Source organism: Falsiroseomonas tokyonensis, from assembly GCF_019024325.1.
Taxonomy (GTDB): Bacteria; Pseudomonadota; Alphaproteobacteria; order Acetobacterales; family Acetobacteraceae; genus Falsiroseomonas; species Falsiroseomonas tokyonensis.
The window spans coordinates 364,360-385,712 of sequence record NZ_JAFNJS010000004.1; the positions used below are offsets into that span (position 1 = coordinate 364,360).

The following is a 21,353-nucleotide window of genomic DNA, read 5'->3' on the forward strand; positions in this document are numbered from 1 at the left end:
ACCCAGATCAAGGCGTCGCCACAACGAGAAACCTAGCCTTCCCGCGCGGCGATATCGCCCGCAGGGATGTCTTGATGTTGATCACCACCCCGCGCGCCCTGGATTCCACGCGTCTCGCCCTCGCGGAGCGGTCTGTGCCGCGCTACACCTCCTACCCCACCGCCCCGCATTTCCATGCGGGCATCGGTGGCCGCGACTATGCCGGCTGGCTAGCCGCACTGGCGCCGGAGGCAACGCTCTCGCTCTATCTGCATGTGCCCTATTGTGCGTCGATGTGCGCCTATTGCGGCTGCCACACCAAGGTCACGCGGCAGCAGGCGCCGATCGAGGCCTACGTCGAATCGCTGATCGCGGAAATCCACCTGCTGGCAGCCGCCACGCCGGCACGGCGCGTGACGCATCTGCATTGGGGCGGCGGCACGCCGAGCATGCTGGGCGAGGCCGGGCTGGAACGCGTGATGGCCGCCATCGCCTGGCACTTCGATCTCTCCGCGCTCGCAGAACATGCCATCGAGTTGGATCCGCGCAGCCTGACTCGCAACCTGGCGAAGACGCTGGCGCGTCTGGGCGTGACGCGGGCCAGCCTCGGCGTGCAGGATTTCAACGCGGAGGTGCAGCGCGCCATCGGCCGCGTGCAGCCCTTCGAGCTGGTGCAGGCCAGCGTGCAGTTCCTGCGCGAATCCGGCATCGCCGCGATCAACTTCGACCTGATCCACGGCCTGCCGCTGCAGGGCGTGGAAGGCCTTTCGCACAGCATCCATCTCGCGCATTCCCTGGCGCCGGATCGCATCGCGCTCTTCGGCTATGCGCATGTGCCCTGGATGAAGAAGCACCAGCGGCTGATCGACACGGCGCTGCTGCCGGGCGTGCCGGAGCGCTTGGAACAGGCCCGCATGGCGCGCGCGCTGCTCGGCGAACTCGGCTATGCCGCCATCGGGCTCGATCACTTCGTGCGGCCCGAGGACCCCATGGCGCAGGCCGCCCGCGCCGGAACGCTGCGGCGCAATTTCCAGGGCTATACCACCGATGTCGCGGATGCGCTGGCGGGCCTCGGCGCCTCTTCCATCGGCCGCCTGCCGCAGGGTTTTGGGCAGAACGAGCCGGAGATCGGCGCCTGGCGCCGCCGCATCGCCGCGGGCCACCTGCCCATCGCCCGCGGCCTGGCGCTGACCGAGGACGACCAGGCGCGCGGCGCGGTGATCGAGCGGCTGATGTGCGACTTCTCCGTCCGCCCGCCGCCCGCGCTGCTGGCCAGCGCCTGGGACGAGCTGTGCGCGCTGCGCGAGGCCGGCATTCTGACGCTGGAGGATGGCGTGGTGGCCATGACGGCGGAAGGCGCGCCCTTCCTCCGCTTGGCGGCCGCCGCCTTCGACGCGCATCTGGCGCGCGCCGGGCGGCATTCCACCGCGGTGTAGCGCTACGCCGCGAAAGCGCGGTCCAGCTTCTCCAGCATCGCCGCCTCGGCCGGCGAAATCCGCGCGCCGAGGCCGAGGAAGCCGCCCGCCGCCTGCGCCACGGCGCGTGCGCGGTCCAGCAGCCCGGCCTTCAGCGCCTGACGCGCGGCGTCCTCCATGCCGGCGCTGCTGGCGCGGATGTAGTCCGTCCACGTCTCCAGCAGCGAGGCCGGCGGCGGGCTGGCGAGCCAGGCGGTGAGCGAGCGATAGGCCGGGCTGTCGCGGCCGATGCCGGATTCCGCCGCGGCCGCAAGCAGCGCCTCCCGCTCCTTAGTATCCAGCGTGCCATCGGCCCAACCCACCATCACCAGCGGCACCAGCGACAGCGCGGCCAGCGTCGAAGCCTCCAGCCCCTGCCCGGCCAGGCGGTCCAGCAGCACCGTGTCCGTGATGCCGGAGGCCGCCTGCAGCGCCTCCCGCCGCGATGCGGCGGCGGCTGCCTCGCGCTGGCGCTGGCGCCAGGCTTCCGTCTCACGTGCGAAGAAGGCTTCCTCCAGCGCGCGGCGTCGGTCGTCGAGGAATTCCTGGCTCATGGAGTCGCTCCCTCATGCAAGCGCGCGCAGCCTAGCGCGGCGCGCGGATCGCTTCACGCGTCATTCGCGTTGCAGAACATGTCCCACGGCCACGGCGCCGAGGCCGATCATATGCGCCATCGCCGTGCGCGCCCCAGGCTGCTGGCGGCCCTCCGCCTCCCCGCGCAATTGCCGCACGATCTCCGCCACCTGGCCGATGCCGGTGGGGCCGATCGGATGGCCCATGCCGATCAGCCCGCCGGAGGGATTGACCGCGCAGCGCCCGCCGATCTCCCAGGCGCCATCGCGCAGCCGCGCCGCGCCTTCGCCGGGCGGGCAGAGGCCGAGCGCCTCGGCATAGACGATCTCCTCGATGCTGAAGGCGTCGTGCAGCTCGACGATATCCAGCGCCGCCGCGTCGATCCCAGCCTGGCGCAGCGTCTCCAGCCCCGATTGCCGCACCATCTCCACCATGCCGAAATCGCCGGGCGCGACATCGGCCTCGCTGCTGGCGGTGGAGGCCAGCACGCGGATGGCGCGGCGCTGATCCAGGCCGAGCCGCGCGATGGCCGCGTCGCTGGCCACGATGACGGCGGCCGCCCCCTCGCCGCGCGGGCAGCATTGCAGCGCGGTGAGGTCGCCGGCGACGGGGGCGGAGGCCAGCACCTGTTCCAGCGTCCGCGGCTTGCGGAATTGCGCAAAGGGGTTGCGCGCGGCATTGCCGTGGTTCTTCACCGCGACGCGCGCCATGTCCTGCGGCGTCAGCCCATGCCGATCGCGCCACAGCCGCGCCAGCAGAGCGAATTCCACCAGCGGGCTGTGATCGGTGGTCGAAAGCCGCGGCAGCCCGTCCTTGTCCACCGCGCGATGCGAGCTTCCGTGCTTGTCCACGCCCAGCGCCAGCACGATGTCGCGCTGCCCGCTGCCCACCAGCAGGCAGGCCATGCGGAAGGCGGAGGAGCCGGAGGCGGAGGCATTCTCCACCTGCATCACCTCCAGCCCCGTGCCGCCCATATGCCGCAGCATGACGCGCCCTGCGGCCATGCCGAGGCCGGCGGTGCCGATCATGGCCGCCTGGATCTGCGGCCAGCCGAGGCCCGCATCCGCCAGCGCCGCACGCAGCGCCGTCAGACCGAGGGTGACATAAGGCGTGTCGCTGGCGAATTGGTAGCGATGCATGCCGATGCCGATGACGCGCACCGGGCGCAGGTCGCGCATCGTGCTCATGCCAGGGCCTGGAAGCGGCAATCCAGCGCGCCGTCCTGCTCCACCAGCACCGCCCGCATCCGCGTGCCCGGCGGCGGTTCCGCCGTGCCCACCAGCACGCCATCCACCACCAGCCCCGCATCCAGCTGCAGCCGCGCCACCACCAGCGGCGGCACCACGCCAGGCAGCACCGGCTGGTGCAGCGTGATGCAGGCGAGCAGCGCGGCCTTGCCGTCCAGCTCCACCTCCTCCTGCCCCGGCGCGGCATGGGGCGAGCGCGGGAAGGTCAGCGCGCCCGTGGCGGGATCGCGCAGTGCCAGCAGCACGGCGCCCTTCCCGTCCTCGGCGGGCGCATAAAGGCGCGGTTCGCGCAGCTCCATCTCGTTCCTCTCCCCCTCGCGGCAGGATAGCCGCCCCTTGACCGCGCCGGATACTGGTCGGATCGTGGCCCAGGCCGCGAGGAATACACCTGCCATGCCGGATGGGACGCCCCGCTTCAACGGCCGCATCGGCCTGGTCACCGGCGCCGCCTCGGGCCTTGGCCGCGATGCTGCGGTGGCGCTGGCGGCGGAGGGCGCGCGGCTGGTGTTGTTCGATTGCGATGCGGCCGGGCTGGCGGAAACCGCTGCGCGCTGCGCGGGCGCGGTGGCCATCACCGGCGATGTCACCCGCGCCGCCGACCTGGATCGCGCCGCCGCCGCGCTGGATGCGCTGGGGCCTGCCACGCTGCTGGTGACCGCCGCCGGCATGCTGGGCCCGACGCGGCCGCTGCCGGAGGTGACGGAGGCGGAATTCGACCAGGTGCTTGGCGTGAATGTGAAGGGCACCTGGATGGCGCTGAAGGCCGTGCTGCCGCGCATGGCGGCCGCCGGTGGCGGCGCGGTGGTGACCATCGCCTCCGGCTCCGGCATCGTCGGCAATGCGGTCTTCCCGACCTATTCCGTCAGCAAGGGCGCGGTGGTGCTGATGACGCGCAGCGTCGCCGTGGGCCATGCCATGCAGGGCATCCGCGCCAATACCGTCTGCCCCGGCCAGATCGAGACGCCGATGCTGCGCGGCGTCTTTGCGCAACTCGGCGACCGCGCCGCCGAGGTCGAGGCGATGTTCCGCGCCAAGAATCCGTCCGCGCGCTTCGGCGAGGTGCAGGAGGTGACGGCGGCGATCCTGTTCCTGCTGAGCGACGCCGCCAGCTACATCAATGGCGCCGCCTTGCCGATCGATGGCGGCAGGCTGGCATGAGGAAACGCATCGCATGGATATGAGCGTGAAATGGCCGAACGGCGCGCGCTGCGCCGTGGCGCTGACCTTCGACTTCGATGCGGAAACGCTCTGGCTCTCGCGCGACCCGTCCAATGCGCGCCGGCCCGGCACGCTCAGCCAGGGCCAGTACGGCGCCAAGGTCGGCGTGCCCAAGATCCTGGAGACGCTGGAGGAGGCCGGCGTGAAGGGCACCTTCTTCATCCCCGGCTGGACGGTGGAGCACCACACCGACCGCGCCGAGATGATCCTGAAGGGCGGCCACGAGATTGGCCACCACTCCTATTCCCATGCCTGGCCCGATCCGGATGCGCCGGAGAAGGACATCGAGGAAATGGAGAAGGGCCTCGAAAGCCTGAAGCGCGTGCTCGGCGTGGTGCCGAAGGGCTATCGCTCCCCGGCCGGGGAAACGACGGATGAGCTGGTGCGCCAGCTCGACCGGCACGGCTTCCTCTACGACAGCTCGATGATGGGCGATGTGAATCCCTATCGCCTGCCGCATCCCGATGGCGGCCGCGAATTGGTGGAGCTGCCCTATCACTGGAGCCTGGATGACGCGCCCTTCGTGTTGTTCAGCGTGAAGACCCCGCGCCCGATCATGACCAACAGCCATATTCGCGAGGTCTGGCAGGAGGAGTTCCGGGAAATCCATCGCTGGGGCGGCTTCTACAACCTGGTGATGCACCCGCAGCTTTCCGGCCGCCCGAGCCGCATCGCCCTGCTGCGGGAAATGATCGCCTTCATGCGCGGCTTCGAAGGCGTATGGTTTGCCACCTGCACCGAGATCGCCGAGGCCTGGGCCGCCCAGGAAGCACGCTGAGGAGAACGACCATGCAGATCACCCGCCGACAGGCGCTGGCCGGCGCCGGCATCACCATCCTCGGCAGCGGCGCACGCGCCCAGGCGCAGGCCGCGCCCTTCCGCTTCATCGTCAATGTCGGGCTGCAGAACCTGGACCCGATCTCCAGCCCCAGCTTCGTCACGCGCAATTTCGCCTATCTGGTCTTCGATACGCTGGTCTCCATGGACAGTCGCGGCGACTACAAGCCGCAGATGCTGGCCGGCTGGGAGATCAGCGCCGACAAGCTGACCTGGAATTTCGCCCTGCGCCCCGGCCTCGCCTTCCATGATGGCAGCCCGGTGACGGCGGAGGATTGCGTCGCCTCCCTGAAGCGCTGGGGCGGCCGCGATTCCATCGGCCGCCGCCTGATGGCCTCGACCGAAAGCCTGACGGCCACCGATGCCCGCCACTTCACGCTGAAACTGTCGAAACCTTTCGGTGGCGTGCTGGAGGCACTGGGCAAACCTTCGGTGCATGTGCCCTTCATCATGCCCGCGCGCATCGCCAATGCCACGCCGCCGGCGCAGCAGGTGCAGGAGATCATGGGCTCCGGCCCCTTCATCTTCCAACGCACCGGCTGGATTCCGGGCGAGCGTGCCAGCTTCACCCGCAACGCGCGCTACGTGCCCCGCGATGAGCCCGCGGATGGCCTCTCCGGCGGCAAGATCGCCAAGCTGGACAGGGTCGAAATGGCGACCATGTCCGACCCCGGCCTGCGCGTCGCCGCGCTGCAGACGGGCGAGGTGGACTATCTGGAATACGCGCCCGTCGACTACCTGCCGCGGCTGCGCACCAACCGCCAGATGGCCATCGCCCAGGCCGGCGGCCAGGCGACGCTGATGTATTGCGCCAGCCTCAACCACTACCTGCCGCCCTTCGACAATGTGCTGATGCGCCGCGCCGTGCAGCAGGCGCTGGACCGGACGGAAGTTCTGGCCGGCGCCGGCTTCGGCGAAGGCCTCGGCCAGCCGGATTGCGCCAGCCTCTTCATGTGCGGCGCGCCCTATTCCAGCACGCTGGGCAGCGACATCATCCAGAACCCCAGCCTGGACCGCGCCCGCGCGCTGCTGCAGCAGGCCGGCTACAACAATGAACGCGTGGTGCTGCTGCATCCGGCGGACAGCCCGCTGCTGAACCCCTATGGCCTGGTGATGATCGACCGGCTGAAGCGCGCCGGCTTCAACCTGGATGTGCAGGCCAGCGACTGGGCCTCCATCGCGCAGCGCTGGGTGCAGCGCCAGCCGCTGGACCAGGGCGGCTGGAACATCGTGCCGGTGGTCTATACCGGCTTCGACCTGGCCAATCCGCTGTCCAACATGGGCGTCGGCTTCAACTGCACGGACAACCAGCCCTGGGGCTATTGCGTCGAGGAGATGTCCCCGGTGCTGCAGGCCTTCGAGGCGGAGAGCGACCCGGCCAGGCGCCGCGACTTTGCCGCGCAGCTGCAGAAGATCTCCTTCGAGAACGCCACCTTCCCCATCGCTGGCCAGTTCCGCAGCCCCGCGGTCTGGCGCAGCGAATTGCGCGGCGTGATCGATTTCGGCTTCCCGGTGATCTGGAACATCGAGAAGCCGGCGCGCTGATCGCGCCCGGCGATGCGCCGCTTCCTGCTGCTGTCCTGGGTGGCGGCGGGTCTCGCGGCCGGGGTGGTGCTGCATCTGGCGGGCTGGCCGCTGCAGGCAGGCTGGGCCTTCACCGCCGCCGCGCTGCCGGTTGCGCTGCATGTCGGGCTCGGGCTGCTGCGGGCGCTGGCGGGCGGGCGGATGGGCGTGGATGTGGTGGCGCTCGCCGCCATCCTCGGCGCGCTGGCGCTGGGCCAGGCCGCCACCGCCGCCGTCGTCGCGCTGATGGTGGCGGGTGGGGAGGCGCTGGAAGCCTGGGCGGAAGGCCGCGCCACCGCGGCACTCACCAGCCTGATGGCCCGCGCGCCGCGCCTCGCCCTGCGCCAGACCGATGCGGGACTGGAGGAGATACCGGTCGCGGACATCTGCCCCGGCGACCTGCTGCTGGTCCGCCCCGGCGCCACCATCCCCGCCGATGGCGTGCTGGAGGAAGCGGGCGCCACGCTGGATGACAGCGCGCTGACCGGCGAATCCCTGCCGGTGGCGCTGGTGCAAGGCGCCGCCCTGCGCAGCGGCGCGGTGAATGCGGGCGGCGCCTTCCGCATGCGCGCCCGCCGGGAGGCCGCCGCCAGCACCTATGCCGCCATCCTGCGCCTGACGGCGGCGGCGGCCGAGGCCCGCGCGCCACTGGTGCGGCTGGCCGATCGCTGGGCGCTGGGCTTCACCCTGGCCACCGCGCTGGTGGCGGGCGGCGCCTGGGCCTTCAGCGGGGATGCGCTGCGCGCGCTGGCGGTGCTGGTCGTCGCCACCCCCTGCCCGCTGATCCTGGCCGCGCCGGTGGCGCTGATGGCCGGCATCGGCCGCGCCGCGCGGCGCGGCATCGTGGTGAAGGGCGGTGGCGCGCTGGAACGCCTGGCCCGGGTGCAGACCGTGATCTTCGACAAGACCGGCACGCTGACCCCCGGCCGGCCGCGGCTGGTGGCGCTGGATGCGGAGCCCGCGCTGGGGCGGGACGGCGCGCTGCGGCTGGGCGCGGCGCTGGCGCAGGGCTCCTCCCACCCCGTCTCCACCGCCCTGGTCGCCGCCGCCGCCGCGCGCGGCCTGGCGCTGCCGGTGCCCGATGCGGTGGAGGAGATCGCCGGCGGCGGCCTGCGCGGCGTGGTGGAGGAGCAGGCGCTGCTGCTCGGCGCGGAGGGCTTCCTGCTGGCGGAGGGGCTGGAGCCCCGCCCCGGCTTCGGCATCGCCGCCCAGGTGGCCGCTGCCGCCGGCTCGGTCGCCTGGCTGGCGCTGGATGGGCGCGTGGTGGCGGCTTTCGTCATGGCCGATGCGCTACGCCAGGACGCGCCGCGCGCCATCCGCCGGCTCCGCGCGCTCGGCATCAGCCGCATCCTGCTGCTGAGCGGCGACCGCGCCGCCGCCGTCGCGCCGGTCGGCCGCGCGCTGCGGCTGGATGCGGTGCTGGCGGAACAGGCGCCGGCGGCGAAGCTGGAAGCGGTGCGGCGGGAAGCCGCGGCCGCCCCCACCGCCATGGTGGGCGATGGCGTGAATGATGCGCCGGCGCTGGCCGCCGCCGATGTCGGCATCGCCATGGGGGCGGCCGGCACGGCGGCGGCGGCCGAGGCCGGCGATGTGGTGCTGCTGGTCGACCGGGTGGACCGGGTGGCGGAGGCAGTGGCCATCGCCCGCCGGTCCCGCGCCATCGCGCTGCGCGCCATCTGGCTCGGCATGGGCCTGTCCGGCGTGGCGATGGGCTTCGCCGCCGCTGGCCTGCTGCCGCCGCTGGCGGGCGCGCTGGTGCAGGAAGGCATCGATGTCGCCGCCATCCTGCTGGCGCTGACCGCGCTGCGCCCCGGCCGGCAGGATGCGGCGCCGGAGGCCCTGTCCGATGCCGCCGGCTTGGCGGCGCGGCAGGAGGAGCATGCCGGGCTGCGCGACCTGGCCGATGCGCTGGGCGCCGCCGCCGCCGCGCCGCGGCTGGAAACCCTGCCCGCGCTGGAGGCCCGGCTGCGGGCGGAGATGCTGCCGCACCAGCGCGCCGAGGAGCGCAGCCTGTACCCCGAAGCCGCGCGGCGCCTGGGCGGGGCGGACCCGATGGCGCCGCTGATCCGCATGCATGCGGAGCTCGAAACCCTGGCGGAGCGCCTTGGGACCCTGCTGCGCCTGGCGGAGGACGGTACGGTGACGGAAGCCGAGCTGCGACGCACCCTTTTCGCGCTGGAGGCGCTGCTGCGGATGCACCTGGTGGTCGAGGAGGAGATGCTGGCCAATCTGGACGGCGCATGATGGGCCTGCTCGGGGCCTATGGGCTGGGCGGGGCGCTTGCGCTCGCGGCTTCCGGCGTGGTGATCGGCGCGATCGGCGGGCTGCTCGGCATCGGCGGCGGCGTGGTGGCGGTGCCGGTGCTGCTGGCGGTGCTGGAAGGCGGCACGCTGCCGCCCGATCGGCTGCTGCCGGTCTGCATCGGCACCGCGCATCTGGTGGTGGCGCTCTCCGCCATTCCGGCCGCCTGGGGTCATGCGCGCGGCGGCACGCTGGACCGCACGCTGCTGCGCCGATGGACGCCGGCGGTGCTGCTGGGTGGCCTGGCCGGTCTGGTGCTGGCGGGCTTCCTGCCGCCGGCGCTGTCCGTCGCGCTGTTCGGACTGCTGGTCGGGCTGCTGGCGCTGCGCATGGGGCTGGGCAGTGGCTTCATGCTGGCGGAGGCGCCGCCTGCGCCGCCGCTCGGCCTGCTGCCGCCGCTGCTGGTGGGGCTGCTTTCGGCGGCGCTGGGCCTCGGCGCGGGCACGCTCAGCGGGCCGGTGCTGGGCATGTTCCGCGTGCCCCTGTTGCGCGCCGCGGGCGCCGGGGCGGTGTTCAACCTGGTGGTGGCAGTGCCGGCGGCGCTGGCCTTCGCGCTGGCGCCGCGCGCCCCGATGCCGGATGCGCTGGGGCAGGTGGCGCTGGGGGCGGTGCTGCTGCTGGCCCTGCCGGCGATGCTGGCGGCGCCGGTCGCCGCGCGCTTCAGCAGCCGGCTGCGCGAATCCCTGCTGCGCCGGCTGTTTGCAGCCGGGCTGGCCCTGATCGCGTTGCAGGTGCTGCTGCACGCGATGAAAGGCTGAAGCCTGCATGACGGAGACGCCCCAACGCGGCCTGCTGGCGCCGCTGGCCATGCTGAACCGCCGCACCGCGCCGCCGCTGCTGATCTACCTGGTGGCCGGCGCCAGCGGCTTCGCGGCGATCGCGGAGACCTTCTGGGTGCGGGACAGGCTGGGCCTGTCGCCCGCCAGCCTGCTGGCGCTGGCCGCCTGGCTGACGGTGCCCTGGACGCTGAAGATGGTGATCGGCCATCTGGTGGATACGGTGCCCATCCTGGGGTCGCGTCGCCGCGCCTATGTGCTGCTGGGCGCCGCCTTGCAGATCGGCGCCAATCTGCTGCTGGCCGCCGCCGCCGCGGGCATGACGGCGCCGGTGCCGGCCGAGGCCGCCTATGTCGGCGCCTCGCTGGCGGCCGTGCTGGGGCTGGTGGTGCAGGACAGCGTGGCGGATGCGATGACGACGGAGGTGGTGGACCGCACCCACCCCGATGGCACGCCCCGCCCGGAGGCCGAGGTGCAGGCGGAGCTGGGCGATATCCAGGTCCTCGGCCGCGTCGCGCTGATGGGCGGCGCCTTCGCCGTGGCCGGCGCTGGCGGCTGGCTGGCGCAGGTGCTGCCGGCCTCCACCATCTTCCTGATGGCCGCCGCCCTGCCGCTGCCCAGCCTGATCGCTGCCGCGATGCTGCGCGAGACGGAGGAGCCGCCGGGCGCGCGGGATGCGCGCATCCTCTGGGGCGGGCTCGGCTTCGGCGCGGCGATGGTGGCGCTCGGCCTTGGCCAGCCGCCCTTTGCCGAGGAGATCGGCTTCCTGCTGACGCTGGCCGTCATCCTGGCGCTGCTGCGCGTGACGGTGGCGGAGGTGCCGGCCGCGACGAAGCGCGCCATGGCGGCGGCGGGCCTCATCATCTTCGCCTTCCGCGCCGCACCCCTGCCGGGCCCGGCGCTGCAATGGTGGCAGATCGACGTGCTGGGCTACAGCCAGGGCTTCTTCGGCACGCTCGGGCAATTGGGCACGGGGCTTGCCATCGCCGGCGCGCTGCTGCTCGGCGGGCGGATCGTGCGCTGGCCGCTGGGGGCGGTGTTCTTCTGGCTGGCGGTGCTGAACGCGGCCTTCATGCTGCCCAGCATCGGCATGCTCTTCGGGCTGCACGAATGGACCGCGCAGGTCTTCGGCTTCGGCGCGCGCACCATCGGGCTGGTCGATACCGCCTTCTCCGCGCCGCTGGCCCAGCTTGCGATGATCCCGATGCTGACGCTGATCGCCATGCATGCGCCGGAAGGGCGGCGCGCCACCTGGTTCGCGCTGATGGCCTCCCTGATGAACCTGGCGCTGCAGGCGGGCGCACTGCTCTCGCGCGGGTTGAACGCGGTCTTCGTGGTGGGGCGCGGCGATTATGCGCAGCTGCCCTCGCTGGTCATCGCCGCGACGCTGGTGGGCCTGGCGCTGCCGCTGCTGGCCATCGCGCTGTTCGGCCGCGGCCTGGCGCGCCGCGATGCGCCGCCAGCCTGAAACCGCGGGCAGGATGCTGGAATCGGCGCAGGCGGCACCGCGCCAGGGGCAAGCTGTTGTTGCGGCATGCCCGGCTTGGTGGCAGGATCATTTACGCTTCGCGTGAGTGGTCGTGACCCGAATGCGTGTGCACGCCGGCTACTTCCGGCCCGCCGCCCGCCGCGCGGCCACGTCCAGCCGAGTGCAGACGTGGCCTGCCTCGGCCGGGTGGTAGCGCCGGATCATTCGACACCAGTGAGACCCCACCGACCCGATGCGACACCCTTCGGACTATGGCCTCGGCCGGATTTCGGCAGGCCGGCTGGTGCTGGGCAATCTTCTTGTCGCGGGGCTCTATTCCGGGCTTGGCGCGGCCGCGGGGCTGTACTTCGCGCGCTTCGGCCTGTTTCCCTCCCCCATCTGGCTGCCCGCCGGCGTCGCCGCGGTGGCCTGCATGCTGGCGGGGCCGCGGCTGGTGCCGGGGCTTTTCGTCGGCTCCTTCGCGGTCAACTACCTGCTGCTGGATGCCACGCTGCTCACGGCGGGGCTGATCTCTGCAACCAATAGCCTGGGGCCGCTGGCCGGCGCCTGGCTGACGCGCCGGCTGCGGCCGCCTAGCGGCCTCTTCACCCGGCTGCGCGGCGTCTTCGGTTTCCTGGCCGGCAGCGTGGTGCTGCATGCGGCGATCACCAGCGGCGGCGGCACCGCGGCGCTGCTGCTGGCCGGCGGCCTGCCGATGGAGGCCGGCTTCGCCGTCGCCTCGCAATGGCTGCTGAGCGATGCCGGCGGCGTCTTCTTCCTGGCGCCCGCGCTGATGCTGTGGCTGGGCGCGGAGCGGACGCCGGCCGCACCGGGCGCCACGGCGGGCACGGCGGATGCGCTGGTGCTGGCCGCCACCGCGGGCCTCACCGCCCTGGTCTTCGCCCTGCCGCCGCAACTCGCAGCCCAGGTGCAGCCGGAGGCGGTCTTCCTGCTGACCATCCCGGTCACCTGGGTGACGCTGCGCATCTCGCTGCGCGCCGCCTATTCGCTGCTGACGCTGATCAGCGTGGTGGCCACCATCGGCACGCTTGCCGGCCTTGGCCCCTTCCAGCCGGAGGTGGTGGCCAATCCGCTGCGCGCGGTGGGCATGATGATCGTGCTGATGGCGACCAATGCCCTGGCGCTGATGGCCCTGCTGAGCGAGCGACGGGAGGCGGAGGCGCTGCTGGCCGAAGGCAATGCCCGGCTGACGGCGGAAGTCGCCGCCCGCACCGCGGAACTGCGCCAGCGCGCGGAAACCGACGACCTGACCGGCATCGGCAATCGCGGCCATTTCCTGCGCCGCCTGGACGAGGCCTTCGCCGCGGCGCGACGGCAGGGCAGCCCGCTGGCGCTGGTGGTGCTGGACCTGGACCACTTCCGCCCGCTGAACGACATGCGCGGGCATGCCGCGGGCGACCTGGTGCTGCAGGCCGTGGCGCAGCTTTGTGCGGTGCAGCTGGATGGCTGGAATGCCAGCTTCGGCCGGCTGGGCGGGGAGGTCTTCGCCGCCCTGCTGCCCGGCTCCGGCGCGGCGGAATGCGCCTCGCTCGCGGAGGGGATGCGCGCCGCCGTCGCGCGGCACAGCTTCACCTTCACGGATGACGCGGTGCCGGCGCGGCTGACCGCGAGCCTCGGCGTCACCGGCCTGCTGCCGGGCGATGCCTCGGCGCAGGATCTGCTGAAGCGCGCCGATGCCGCCGTCTTCCTGGCCAAGGCCAAGGGCCGCAACCGGGTGGAGGTTCGGATGGTCAGCGAGGTGCCGGAGGAAATGCGCGCCAGCAACCTGTCGCGGTAGGTTTCCTCAACCGTCCAGCCGCACATTCGCCGCGCGCGCCACCTCGCGCCACTTGGCGATCTCGGCGGCGATGAAGCGGCCGTATTCCTCCGGCGTGCCGGGGTCCGGGAAGCCGCCGAGCTGCACCATGCGCGCCGCCACATCCCGGTCGCGCAGGATCGCCACGGCATCCGCATTCACCTTGCGGATCACGCCGGCGGGCGTGCCGGCGGGCGCCACGATGCCGGACCAGCCCAGCGCCTCGAAGCCCGGGGAGACGCTTTCCGCCACCGTCGGCACATCCGGCAGCTGCGGCGTGCGGGCACGGCCGGTGACGGCCAGCGGCTTGACGCGGCCGCCCTGGATATTCGGCAGGGCGGAGGCCAGGCTGTCCACCATCACCTTCACATTGCCGGCGATCAGATCCGCCATGGCCGGGCCGCTGCCGCGATAGGGCACGTGCTGCATCTGCAGGCCGAGCCGATGCGCCAGCATCTCCGCCGTCATGTGCTGCGCCGTGCCCGGCCCGGCGGAGGCGTATTGCACGCGCCCCGGCTGCGCCTTGGCCAGCGCCACGAAGCCCGCAATGTCATTCGCCTCGAAGGACGGATGCGCGACGAAGACCAGCGGCAGGGTGAAGATATTGGTGATCGCCGCGAAGTCCTTCTCCGCGTCATAGGGCAGCCGCGCCATGACGGAAGGGTTCACGCCGAGCGTGCCGGAGGTGCCGATGCCGAGCGTGTAGCCATCCGCCGGCGCACGGGCCACGGCATCCATGCCGATGGCGCCGGCGCCGCCCGCCCGGTTCTCCACCACCACCCGCTGCGGCCAGCGCTTCGAGAGTTCGTCGGCCATGACGCGGGCGAAGATGTCGGCCGCCTGGCCCGGAGGGAAGGGCACGATCATGCGCACCGGCCGCTCGGGCCAGGCCTCCTGGGCTCGCGTGGCGTGAAGGGCGGGCAGCGCCAGCGCGGCGCCCAGCAGCAGGCGGCGGGTCGTCATCTCGGTTTCCCCCAAGCGGCAGCGGTTGGCCCGCCACCATTCCGGATCGCGCCGCGCACCGAGCCTGGCCCGCAACGCATCTTCTAACGCATGCATTGTTGGGCGGCCGCGAAAGCCGGTCAAGCCGCCGCCGGGCCGCAGCCCCATCAGGCTGCGCTGCGGGCCTCGGGCCGTTCCGGCGGATGCGCCGCCATTTCCGCCAGGGCGCAGGGCGGCATCGGCCGGCCGAGCAGGAAGCCCTGCGCCTTGTCGCAGCCGAGCTGCCGCAGCGTGGCCAGCTGGCCCGGCGTCTCCACCCCCTCCGCCACCACCTCCGCCCCCAGACCATGCGCCAGGCGCACGATGGCATCGACGATGCGCCGTCCGGGCCCCGCCTCCTCCAGCCCCGCGATGAAGGTGCGGTCCACCTTGATGACGTCGAAGGGCAGGTGCTGCAGATAGCCGAGCGAGGAATAGCCGGTGCCGAAATCATCCAGCGCGACCCGCACGCCCATGCCGCGCAGCGCCTTGAAGCTGCGCGTGGCGGCTTCCGCGCTGCGCAGGAAGACGCCCTCGGTCACCTCCACCTCCAGCAGCGCCGGGTCGCAGCCGGTCGCGGCCAGCGCCTCCTCCACCAGCCGCACGCCCTGCTCGGCGCCGAAATGCCCGGCGGAGAGGTTCACCGCCACCGGCACGTCCAGCCCCTGGGCGCGCCAGGTCATGGCCTGGCGGCAGGCCATGTCCAGCACCTGCTGGGTGATCGGGTGGATCAGGCCGGTCTCCTCCGCCACGGGGATGAAGAGCCCCGGGGAGACCATCCCCATTTCCGGATGGTGCCAGCGCAGCAGCGCCTCGCAGCCCTCGATGCGGCCATCGGTGATGCGGAACTTCGGCTGGTAGGCCAGGGACAGTTCGCGGCGGCTGAGCGCCTGGCGCAGCTCCTCCTCGATCCGCCGCCGCTCGCGCAGCCCTTCCTCCTGCTCCATGCTGAACAGCACGGCGCGGCCGCGGCCGCCGGCCTTGGCGCGGTACAGCGCGATATCGGCGCGGCTCAGCAGCGCCTCCACCGTCATGCCGTGCTCCGGCGCCAGGGCGGTGCCGATGCTGGCGCCGGCGCGCAGCGTATAGCCCTGCAGGCGATAGGGGCGGCCCAGCAGTTCGGTCAGCCGCTCCGCCAGGATCCGCGCATCGGATTGCCGGGCCAGGTTGGGCTGGATCACGGCGAATTCGTCGCCACCCAGCCGCGCCAGCATGTCGCCGTCGCGCAGCGCGCCGCGCATGCGGGCGGAAGCCGCCAGCAGCAGCTGGTCGCCCACCGGATGGCCCAGGCTGTCGTTCACTTCCTTGAAGTGGTCCAGGTCGATGCAATGCACCGCCACCATCCGGCCCGGCGCGGCGCGGACGAGCTGTGACTTCAGGTGGCTGCCGAACAGCAGGCGGTTGGGCAGGTCGGTCAGCGTGTCGTGCTCCGCCAGGTGGCGGATGCGCCGATCGGCCGCGCGCTGCTCCGTCACGTCCAGCGCCACGCGCACCACCCGCAGCAGCGCGCCATTGCCGGCGAAGACCGGCGCGGTGCTGACCATCAGCGTGCGCGCCGTGCCGTCGCAGTAGCTCAGCGTGGCCTCCTGCGGCGGCACCGCCGTGCGGTGCGACAGCACGCGCGCGATATCCTCCTCCACCGCCGTGCCGGCGCCCAACTCGCTCGGCCGCCTGCCCAGCGCCTCCGCCTCCTGGTTCAGGCGGGCGAGGCCGAGATAGGCGTCGTTCACCAGCACGATGCGACCCTCCTCGTCGAAGGCGGCCACGCCGACCGGCAGGGCGTCCACCAGCACGCGCAGCGTCCGTTCCGCCTGCACCGCGCGCCGCGCGGCGCGGGCGATCAGCAGCAGCAGCAGCAGCGCCGCCAGCAGCAATCCGCCGAGGCTGACCTGGAAGACCAGGGAGAGGTGACGCGCGCTGGCCTTCGCCTCCTCCACCGCGCGGCGACGCTCGCTGTGCAGCGCCAGGTTCAGCCGCGTCAGCAGCAGGTCGCCCTCCTGCGCCACCGCATCGATGCGGGCCAGCGGCACCACATCGCCGGGCCGCAGCGCGATCACATCCGGCTCGACCTGCTCCAGCGCCGCCTGCAGGCCCTGGACGACGTCGCCGTGGTCGAGCACGGAACGCGTCGTCGCCTCCTCCGCCCCGTTCAGCAGCGGCAGGCGGCTCAGCAGGATTTCGTAGCGTTCCAGCAGGCGGTCCTTGTCCCAGCCCGGATCGCCGCGATCGAAGCGCAGCAGCGCCACGCGGAAGCGCTGCATCTCCACCAGCGCCTGAGTGCTGAACCAGATCGAGACGCGCTGGCTGCCGGCTTCCAGCCGGAGCTGTTCCCGCGCCCGCTGCAGCGAGACGCCGATCGACAGCACGAAGAGCAGGCCGGCGGCCAGCAGCAGCGCGGCCGTGGTGCGGCCTGGCGCACGCGACCAGAATCGGGAAAGGCGCGGCATCGCGGCCGGCTCAGATCACGTCGATCGACCGGATCTGCCAGATCGCCCGCTCCCGGTAGATCGGCAGGTCCAGTTCCGGCCGCTCGGTCCAGGGGTAGATGAGCCAGATCGGCCCGCGGTCGCGGATGCGCAGCGGCACGCCGCCTTCCCGCGTCGCCAGGAGCGCGCCGTGGCGATCCGCATCCTCGCGTGGCAGGGTCACCGCATAGTCGTTCAGCGCCTGCACGCGCAGCGTCTCGCCCTGCGCCGAGACCGCCTGCAGCAGCCGGGCCAGCGGCACGCCGCTGAAGCGCCGTTCCTCCGTGCCGGTCCATTGGGTCTGGGTCTGCAGGACCTCCAGGCCCAGCGCTTCCAGCCCCGCCAGGTCGAAGTCCCGCGCGCCGCCGGCGATGCGGCCACCGACCCGCAGGATGATGCGCCCCGGTCCGGATGAGGCGGTCCCCGGCGCCGGTTGCGCCTGCGCCGCGAGCCCCGCCAGGGCACCGACGATTGGCAGAATCGCGAGACTGCGACGGCGCACTGCGAGACATCCTTGAGCAAGGGGAGCCGCGCGCATTTTTTCCGCCGGGTGGGGCAGTCTGGACGCAAAGTGTCAGCAAATGGTTAATCCGGCCCGCGCCGAGCGGGGCGCCGAACCGGGCGAGCCAGGCCTCAGCCCGGGCTGCCCTCCACCATCTCCACCGCCCGCTGCAGATCGACGCTGAGCAGGCGCGACACGCCGCGTTCCTGCATGGTCACGCCGTACAGGCGATGCATCCGCGCCATGGTCAGCGGATGGTGGGTGACGATCAGGAAACGCGTGCCGCCGCGCCCTTCCGCATCCGGCGTCGCCATCACCTCCAGCAGGTCGCAGAGGCGTTCCACATTCGCATCGTCCAGCGGCGCATCCACCTCGTCCAGCACGCAGACCGGCGCGGGGTTGCAGCGGAAGACGGCGAAGACGAGGGAAAGTGCCGTCAGCGCCTGCTCCCCGCCCGAGAGCAGGTTCAGCGAGGACAGCTTCTTGCCCGGCGGCTCGGCAAAGATCTCGAGGCCGGCTTCCAGCGGGTCGTCCGAGCCGACGAGCGCCAGATGCGCGCGGCCGCCGCCGAACAGCCGGGTGAACAGGGCGCGGAATTCGGTATCGACCTTGTCGAAGACCACGCGCAGGCGTTCGCGCCCCTCGCGGTTCAGATGGCCGATCACGCCGCGCAGCTTGGCGATGGCGGTGGCGACTTCCTGGCGCTCCGTCTCGATGCGGGCGCGGGTGGCGTCGAGGTCGTTGAGCTCGGCCTCGGCGCGGAGATTGACCGGGCCCATCTCCTCCCGCTCGCGGGTCAGCCGCTCCATCTTGCGGCGCGCTTTTTCTTCCGTCTGGTCGGTCAGCTCGCCCTCGGGCTCGGGCAGGGCCGCATGGTCTTCGCCGAGTCGCTCGACGATGCGTTCCTCCACCGCCAGCGCGGCCGCTTCCGCCTGGCCGGCGGCGCCTTCGGCGCGGAGCTGCGCCTCGCGGGCCTGGGCGAAGGCGGCATCGGCGCTGCGCCGGGCAATCGCGGCCTCGCGATCCTCCGACTCGGCAGCCGCCAGGGCGGCGGCGGCGGCCTGGTGCGCGGCCTCGGCCTCGGCCAGGGCGCGGCCGGCGGTGGCGCGCTGGGCGGCAGCGGTCTCCGGCGCCTCGGCGAGTTCGTCGCGCTCGGCGGCGGCGGCGGCGGCGCGGTGGGCGAGGTCCTGGCGGCGGCCGGCAGCCTCCGCCTTGCGGCGGGCCCATTCGGCGCGTTCCGGCCCGATTGCCGCCTGTCGCTGGGCGATGCGGGCGGCCTCCGCGGCCAGGGTCGCGCGGCTGTCGCGGCAGCCGGCCTCGGCCGCCAGCGCCGCCGCCAGCGCCGCGCGGGCGTGCTCGACCTCGGCGCGCAGCGCGGCGAGGTCTGGCGCGGCGGCGCGGGCGGCCTGAGCTTCGGACAATGCGGCGGCGGCGGCATCGCGTTCGCCGGTAATGCGGGCGAGTTCGGGGGTCAGCGCCGCCAGCCGGGCCGCGGCCTCCGCCGCGCGGGCGGCCAGGGCGCGGGCCGCATCGCGCGCGGCCGCCAGCCGCTGCTCGGCGGTACGGCGGGCCTCGCGCGCCGCCGATTCGGCGCGGGTTGCCGACAATTCCTCGGCCGCGGCGGCGCTGCGGGACTGGCGGGCGGCGGCGGCATCGGGGGCGGCGGCGCCGGCGATGCGCGCGGCCTCCAGCGCCGCGGGGGCCGCCTGCATCTCCTGCTCCAGCCGGGCGAGCTGCGGGGCAAGGGCGGCCAGGCGCTGCTGCGCCTGCTGGTCGCGCGCCACCAGCCGGTCCAGCGCCGCCTGCGCCGTGCCCTGGCGGCGCTCGGCCTGGCTGCGCTGCTCGCGATGGCGGGCCTCGGCGCCCCGCGCTTCCTGCTCCGCCGCCGCGGCCTGGCTGCGCGCCTGGCTGGCGGCGCCGGCCGCGGCCTCGGCGCTGTCGAGCCGCGCGCTGGCCGCCCGCAAGGCATTGCGCTGGGCGAGGCGGACGGCGCCGGGGGTGGGGATGCCGGGCAGCAGGCCCTGGCCGTCCCAGCGCCAGACCGCGCCTTCCTCCGTCACCAGCGCCTGGCCGGGCTTCAGCAGTTTCTGGAGCGCCGCGCCATCCGCGCCCTTCGGCAGCAGGCCGATCTGCGACAAGGCGCGCGCGAGCGCATCCGGCGCCTCCACCAGGCGCGCCAGCGGCGTGGCGCCGGGCGGCAGGGCTGGCATGGGGTCGAGCGGCGGCAGGTTGCGCCAGTGGCGCGGCGCCTCCGGGTCCAGGGCGGCGTCCAGCCCCTCCCCCATCGCGGCGCCGAGGGCGGCTTCCAGGCCCGGCGGCACGCCGATGCGGTCGAGCACCGCCTCCGCCCCGCCGCCCACCTCGCGGGCGCGCAGCACTTCCGCCAAGGCAGCCGCCTCCGCCGCGGCGCGGGCGCGCAAGGCCTCGGCCTCGCTGGCGGCAGCGCGGGCGGCCTCGTGGCGGGACTGGGCGGCGCTGCGGGCCTTCTCGGCCGCCTCCAGCGCGGCGCGGGCCTCGGTCAGCGCGGCGGCGGCGTTGGTGGCCTCGGCGCGGGCGGCGGTCATCTCGGCCTCCGGCACGGCGCCGGCGCGGGCAGCGTCGCGTTCGGCGGCGAGGCGGCTGTGCTGTTCGGTGCCCCGGCGCACGGCGGTCTCGGCCGCCTGGAGTTCGGCGGTGGCACGGGATTCGGTGGCCTCGGCCTCGGCGGCCAGGCGGCGCGCGGCCTCATGCGCTGCCTGGGCGGTGCCGCGCGCGGCCTCGGCGGCGGCGAGCGCGGCCTCGGCCTCGGCCAGCGCCGATTCGGCCGTGCCGCTGCGCCCGGCGGCCTCGGCCAGCGCCGCTTCCGGGACAATCGCGCGCTCGGCAGTGGCATGGTCGGCGGCAATTCGCAAAAATTGCTGGGCCAGCCGGTCGGCGCGGCCGCGCGCCTCGGTCTCGGCGGTGGCCAGGGCATTGGCCTGGGCGGCGGCCTCGGCGGCGGCTTCGGTGGCACGGTCGGCGGCCTCGGCGGCGGCGGCCACGGCGGCGATCGCCTCGGCCTCGGCCCGTTCCGCATCCGCGCTGCGCCCGGGAAGCTCGGCGGCAATCCGCGAAAGGGGCTCGGCCTCGGCCTGCAGGCGGGCCTCGGCGGTGTCGGCGTCGGCCTCGACGCCGGCGGCGTGCTGCAGGTCGCGCGCCAGGGCGGCGTGGCGGGCCTCGGCGCCGGCCAAGGCTTCGCGGGCGCGGGCTTCCTCGGCGCCGAGGGTCTCGGCTTCGACGCGGCGGCGTTCCAGGGCGGTGCGGGCGGTGCCCTCGGCCGCGCGGGGCGCGGGCAGGCCCTGTTCGGCGGCGAAGGCGCGGCGGGCGGCGGCCTCGGCGGCGGCCTCGGCCTGGGTTGTGGCCTGGCGCGCATTGGCGAAGGCTTCGCGCGCCGTGGTCAGAGCGCCCTGGGCGCGGGCGCGCAGGATGGACAGCCATTCGACCTCCGCCTCCCGCACCAGCCCCGAAAGATTGCGGTAGCGGGCGGCCTGGCGGGCCTGGCGTTGCAGGTTCTGGCGCCCGGCCTCCATCTGGCCGATCAGATCCTCTGCGCGGCCGAGGTTGTTCTCGGCCTGGCGCAGCTTGAGTTCGGCCTCGTGCTTTCGGGCGCGCAGGCCCGCGATGCCGGCCGCCTCCTCCAGCACCGCGCGGCGTTCCTCGGGCTTGGCCGAGATCAGGGCGGCGACGCGGCCCTGGCTGACCATGGCGGAGGAGCGGGCGCCGGAGCCGATATCGGCGAACATGGTCTGCACGTCGCGGGCGCGCAGCTCGCGCCCGTTCACCCGGAAGGAGCTGCCCTCCCCGCGCGCGATCTTGCGCGAGATTTCGAGATCCGCGGCTTCAGAATTCGGCGGCGGCGCCAGTCCGGCCGCTTCCTCCAGCACCAGCGTGACCTCGGCCAGATTCCGGCCGGGGCGGGTGGAGGTGCCGGCGAAGATGATGTCGTCCATCTCGCCGCCGCGCATGGCGCGGGCGTTCGTCTCGCCCATCGCCCAGCGCAGGGCTTCGACCACATTGGACTTGCCGCAGCCATTCGGCCCGACGATGCCGGTCAGCCCCGGCATCACCTCCACCACCGTCGGCTCGGCGAAGGATTTGAAGCCGGCGATGCGCAGGCGGGTCAGCCGCGCATGGCGCGCGGCCTCCGCCTGGGCC

Annotated in this window: 15 protein-coding genes; 8 read left to right on the forward strand and 7 right to left on the reverse strand. The window is 73.5% G+C overall.

Annotated elements, in window-relative coordinates; all coding sequences use genetic code 11:
* Window positions 1–74 precede the first annotated feature (74 nt).
* A complete protein-coding gene (gene hemN, locus J3S20_RS15425) occupies window positions 75–1,415 on the forward strand; it encodes an oxygen-independent coproporphyrinogen III oxidase (protein ID WP_246602844.1) in 1,341 nt (446 codons plus the stop codon).
* Window positions 1,416–1,417: 2 nt separating this feature from the next.
* Here the strand turns inward: hemN and J3S20_RS15430 are convergent, their stop codons facing one another.
* Genes J3S20_RS15430 through J3S20_RS15440 form a run of 3 tightly spaced genes read right to left on the reverse strand, consistent with a single transcriptional unit; the run spans window position 1,418 to window position 3,552 of the window.
* On the reverse strand, window positions 1,418–1,987 hold the full coding sequence (locus tag J3S20_RS15430) for a hypothetical protein (protein WP_216837380.1): 570 nt from the start codon (window positions 1,985–1,987) through the stop codon (window positions 1,418–1,420).
* Window positions 1,988–2,047: 60 nt separating this feature from the next.
* Window positions 2,048–3,193, reverse strand: a complete 1,146-nt coding sequence (locus tag J3S20_RS15435) for a thiolase family protein (RefSeq protein ID WP_216837381.1) — start codon at window positions 3,191–3,193, stop codon at window positions 2,048–2,050.
* Complete coding sequence (locus tag J3S20_RS15440) at window positions 3,190–3,552, reverse strand: PhlB family protein (protein WP_216837382.1); 363 nt, start codon at window positions 3,550–3,552, stop codon at window positions 3,190–3,192. Before J3S20_RS15440 ends, J3S20_RS15435 begins: the two co-directional genes overlap by 4 nt.
* 94 nt (window positions 3,553–3,646) lie before the next feature.
* Between J3S20_RS15440 and J3S20_RS15445 the strand changes: the two genes are divergently transcribed.
* The 7 genes from J3S20_RS15445 (at window position 3,647) to J3S20_RS15475 (ending at window position 13,214) form a co-directional block, all read left to right on the forward strand.
* Window positions 3,647–4,411, forward strand: a complete 765-nt coding sequence (locus tag J3S20_RS15445; RefSeq protein WP_216837383.1) for an SDR family NAD(P)-dependent oxidoreductase — start codon at window positions 3,647–3,649, stop codon at window positions 4,409–4,411.
* A 13-nt stretch (window positions 4,412–4,424) separates the two neighbouring features.
* The gene (locus J3S20_RS15450) at window positions 4,425–5,249 is read left to right on the forward strand and encodes a polysaccharide deacetylase family protein (protein WP_216837384.1); all 825 of its coding nucleotides are present in this window, start codon (window positions 4,425–4,427) and stop codon (window positions 5,247–5,249) included.
* Between the two features lie 11 nt (window positions 5,250–5,260).
* On the forward strand, window positions 5,261–6,853 hold the full coding sequence (locus J3S20_RS15455) for an ABC transporter substrate-binding protein (RefSeq protein ID WP_216837385.1): 1,593 nt from the start codon (window positions 5,261–5,263) through the stop codon (window positions 6,851–6,853).
* Window positions 6,854–6,865: 12 nt separating this feature from the next.
* On the forward strand, window positions 6,866–9,115 hold the full coding sequence (locus J3S20_RS15460; RefSeq protein WP_216837386.1) for a heavy metal translocating P-type ATPase: 2,250 nt from the start codon (window positions 6,866–6,868) through the stop codon (window positions 9,113–9,115).
* On the forward strand, window positions 9,112–9,930 hold the full coding sequence (locus J3S20_RS15465; protein WP_216837387.1) for a TSUP family transporter: 819 nt from the start codon (window positions 9,112–9,114) through the stop codon (window positions 9,928–9,930). The genes J3S20_RS15460 and J3S20_RS15465 overlap by 4 nt, the downstream gene beginning before the upstream one ends.
* 7 nt (window positions 9,931–9,937) lie before the next feature.
* The gene (locus J3S20_RS15470; RefSeq protein WP_216837388.1) at window positions 9,938–11,416 is read left to right on the forward strand and encodes an MFS transporter; all 1,479 of its coding nucleotides are present in this window, start codon (window positions 9,938–9,940) and stop codon (window positions 11,414–11,416) included.
* Window positions 11,417–11,669: 253 nt separating this feature from the next.
* A complete protein-coding gene (locus J3S20_RS15475; RefSeq protein WP_216837389.1) occupies window positions 11,670–13,214 on the forward strand; it encodes a sensor domain-containing diguanylate cyclase in 1,545 nt (514 codons plus the stop codon).
* A 6-nt stretch (window positions 13,215–13,220) separates the two neighbouring features.
* Here the strand turns inward: J3S20_RS15475 and J3S20_RS15480 are convergent, their stop codons facing one another.
* The 4 genes from J3S20_RS15480 to J3S20_RS15495 form a co-directional block, all read right to left on the reverse strand.
* Window positions 13,221–14,195, reverse strand: a complete 975-nt coding sequence (locus J3S20_RS15480) for a Bug family tripartite tricarboxylate transporter substrate binding protein (protein WP_216837390.1) — start codon at window positions 14,193–14,195, stop codon at window positions 13,221–13,223.
* A 146-nt stretch (window positions 14,196–14,341) separates the two neighbouring features.
* Window positions 14,342–16,660: a putative bifunctional diguanylate cyclase/phosphodiesterase gene (locus J3S20_RS15485; RefSeq protein WP_216837391.1), complete on the reverse strand. Its 2,319-nt coding sequence runs from the start codon at window positions 16,658–16,660 to the stop codon at window positions 14,342–14,344.
* Between the two features lie 10 nt (window positions 16,661–16,670).
* Window positions 16,671–17,180 (reverse strand): molybdopterin-dependent oxidoreductase, encoded by a 510-nt coding sequence (locus J3S20_RS15490; RefSeq protein ID WP_216837392.1) that lies wholly within the window; start codon window positions 17,178–17,180, stop codon window positions 16,671–16,673.
* A 131-nt stretch (window positions 17,181–17,311) separates the two neighbouring features.
* Window positions 17,312–21,322 carry a chromosome segregation SMC family protein gene (locus J3S20_RS15495; RefSeq protein ID WP_246602919.1) on the reverse strand — a complete coding sequence of 1,337 codons (4,011 nt, stop codon included), beginning with the start codon at window positions 21,320–21,322 and terminating at the stop codon, window positions 17,312–17,314.
* Window positions 21,323–21,353 lie beyond the last annotated feature (31 nt).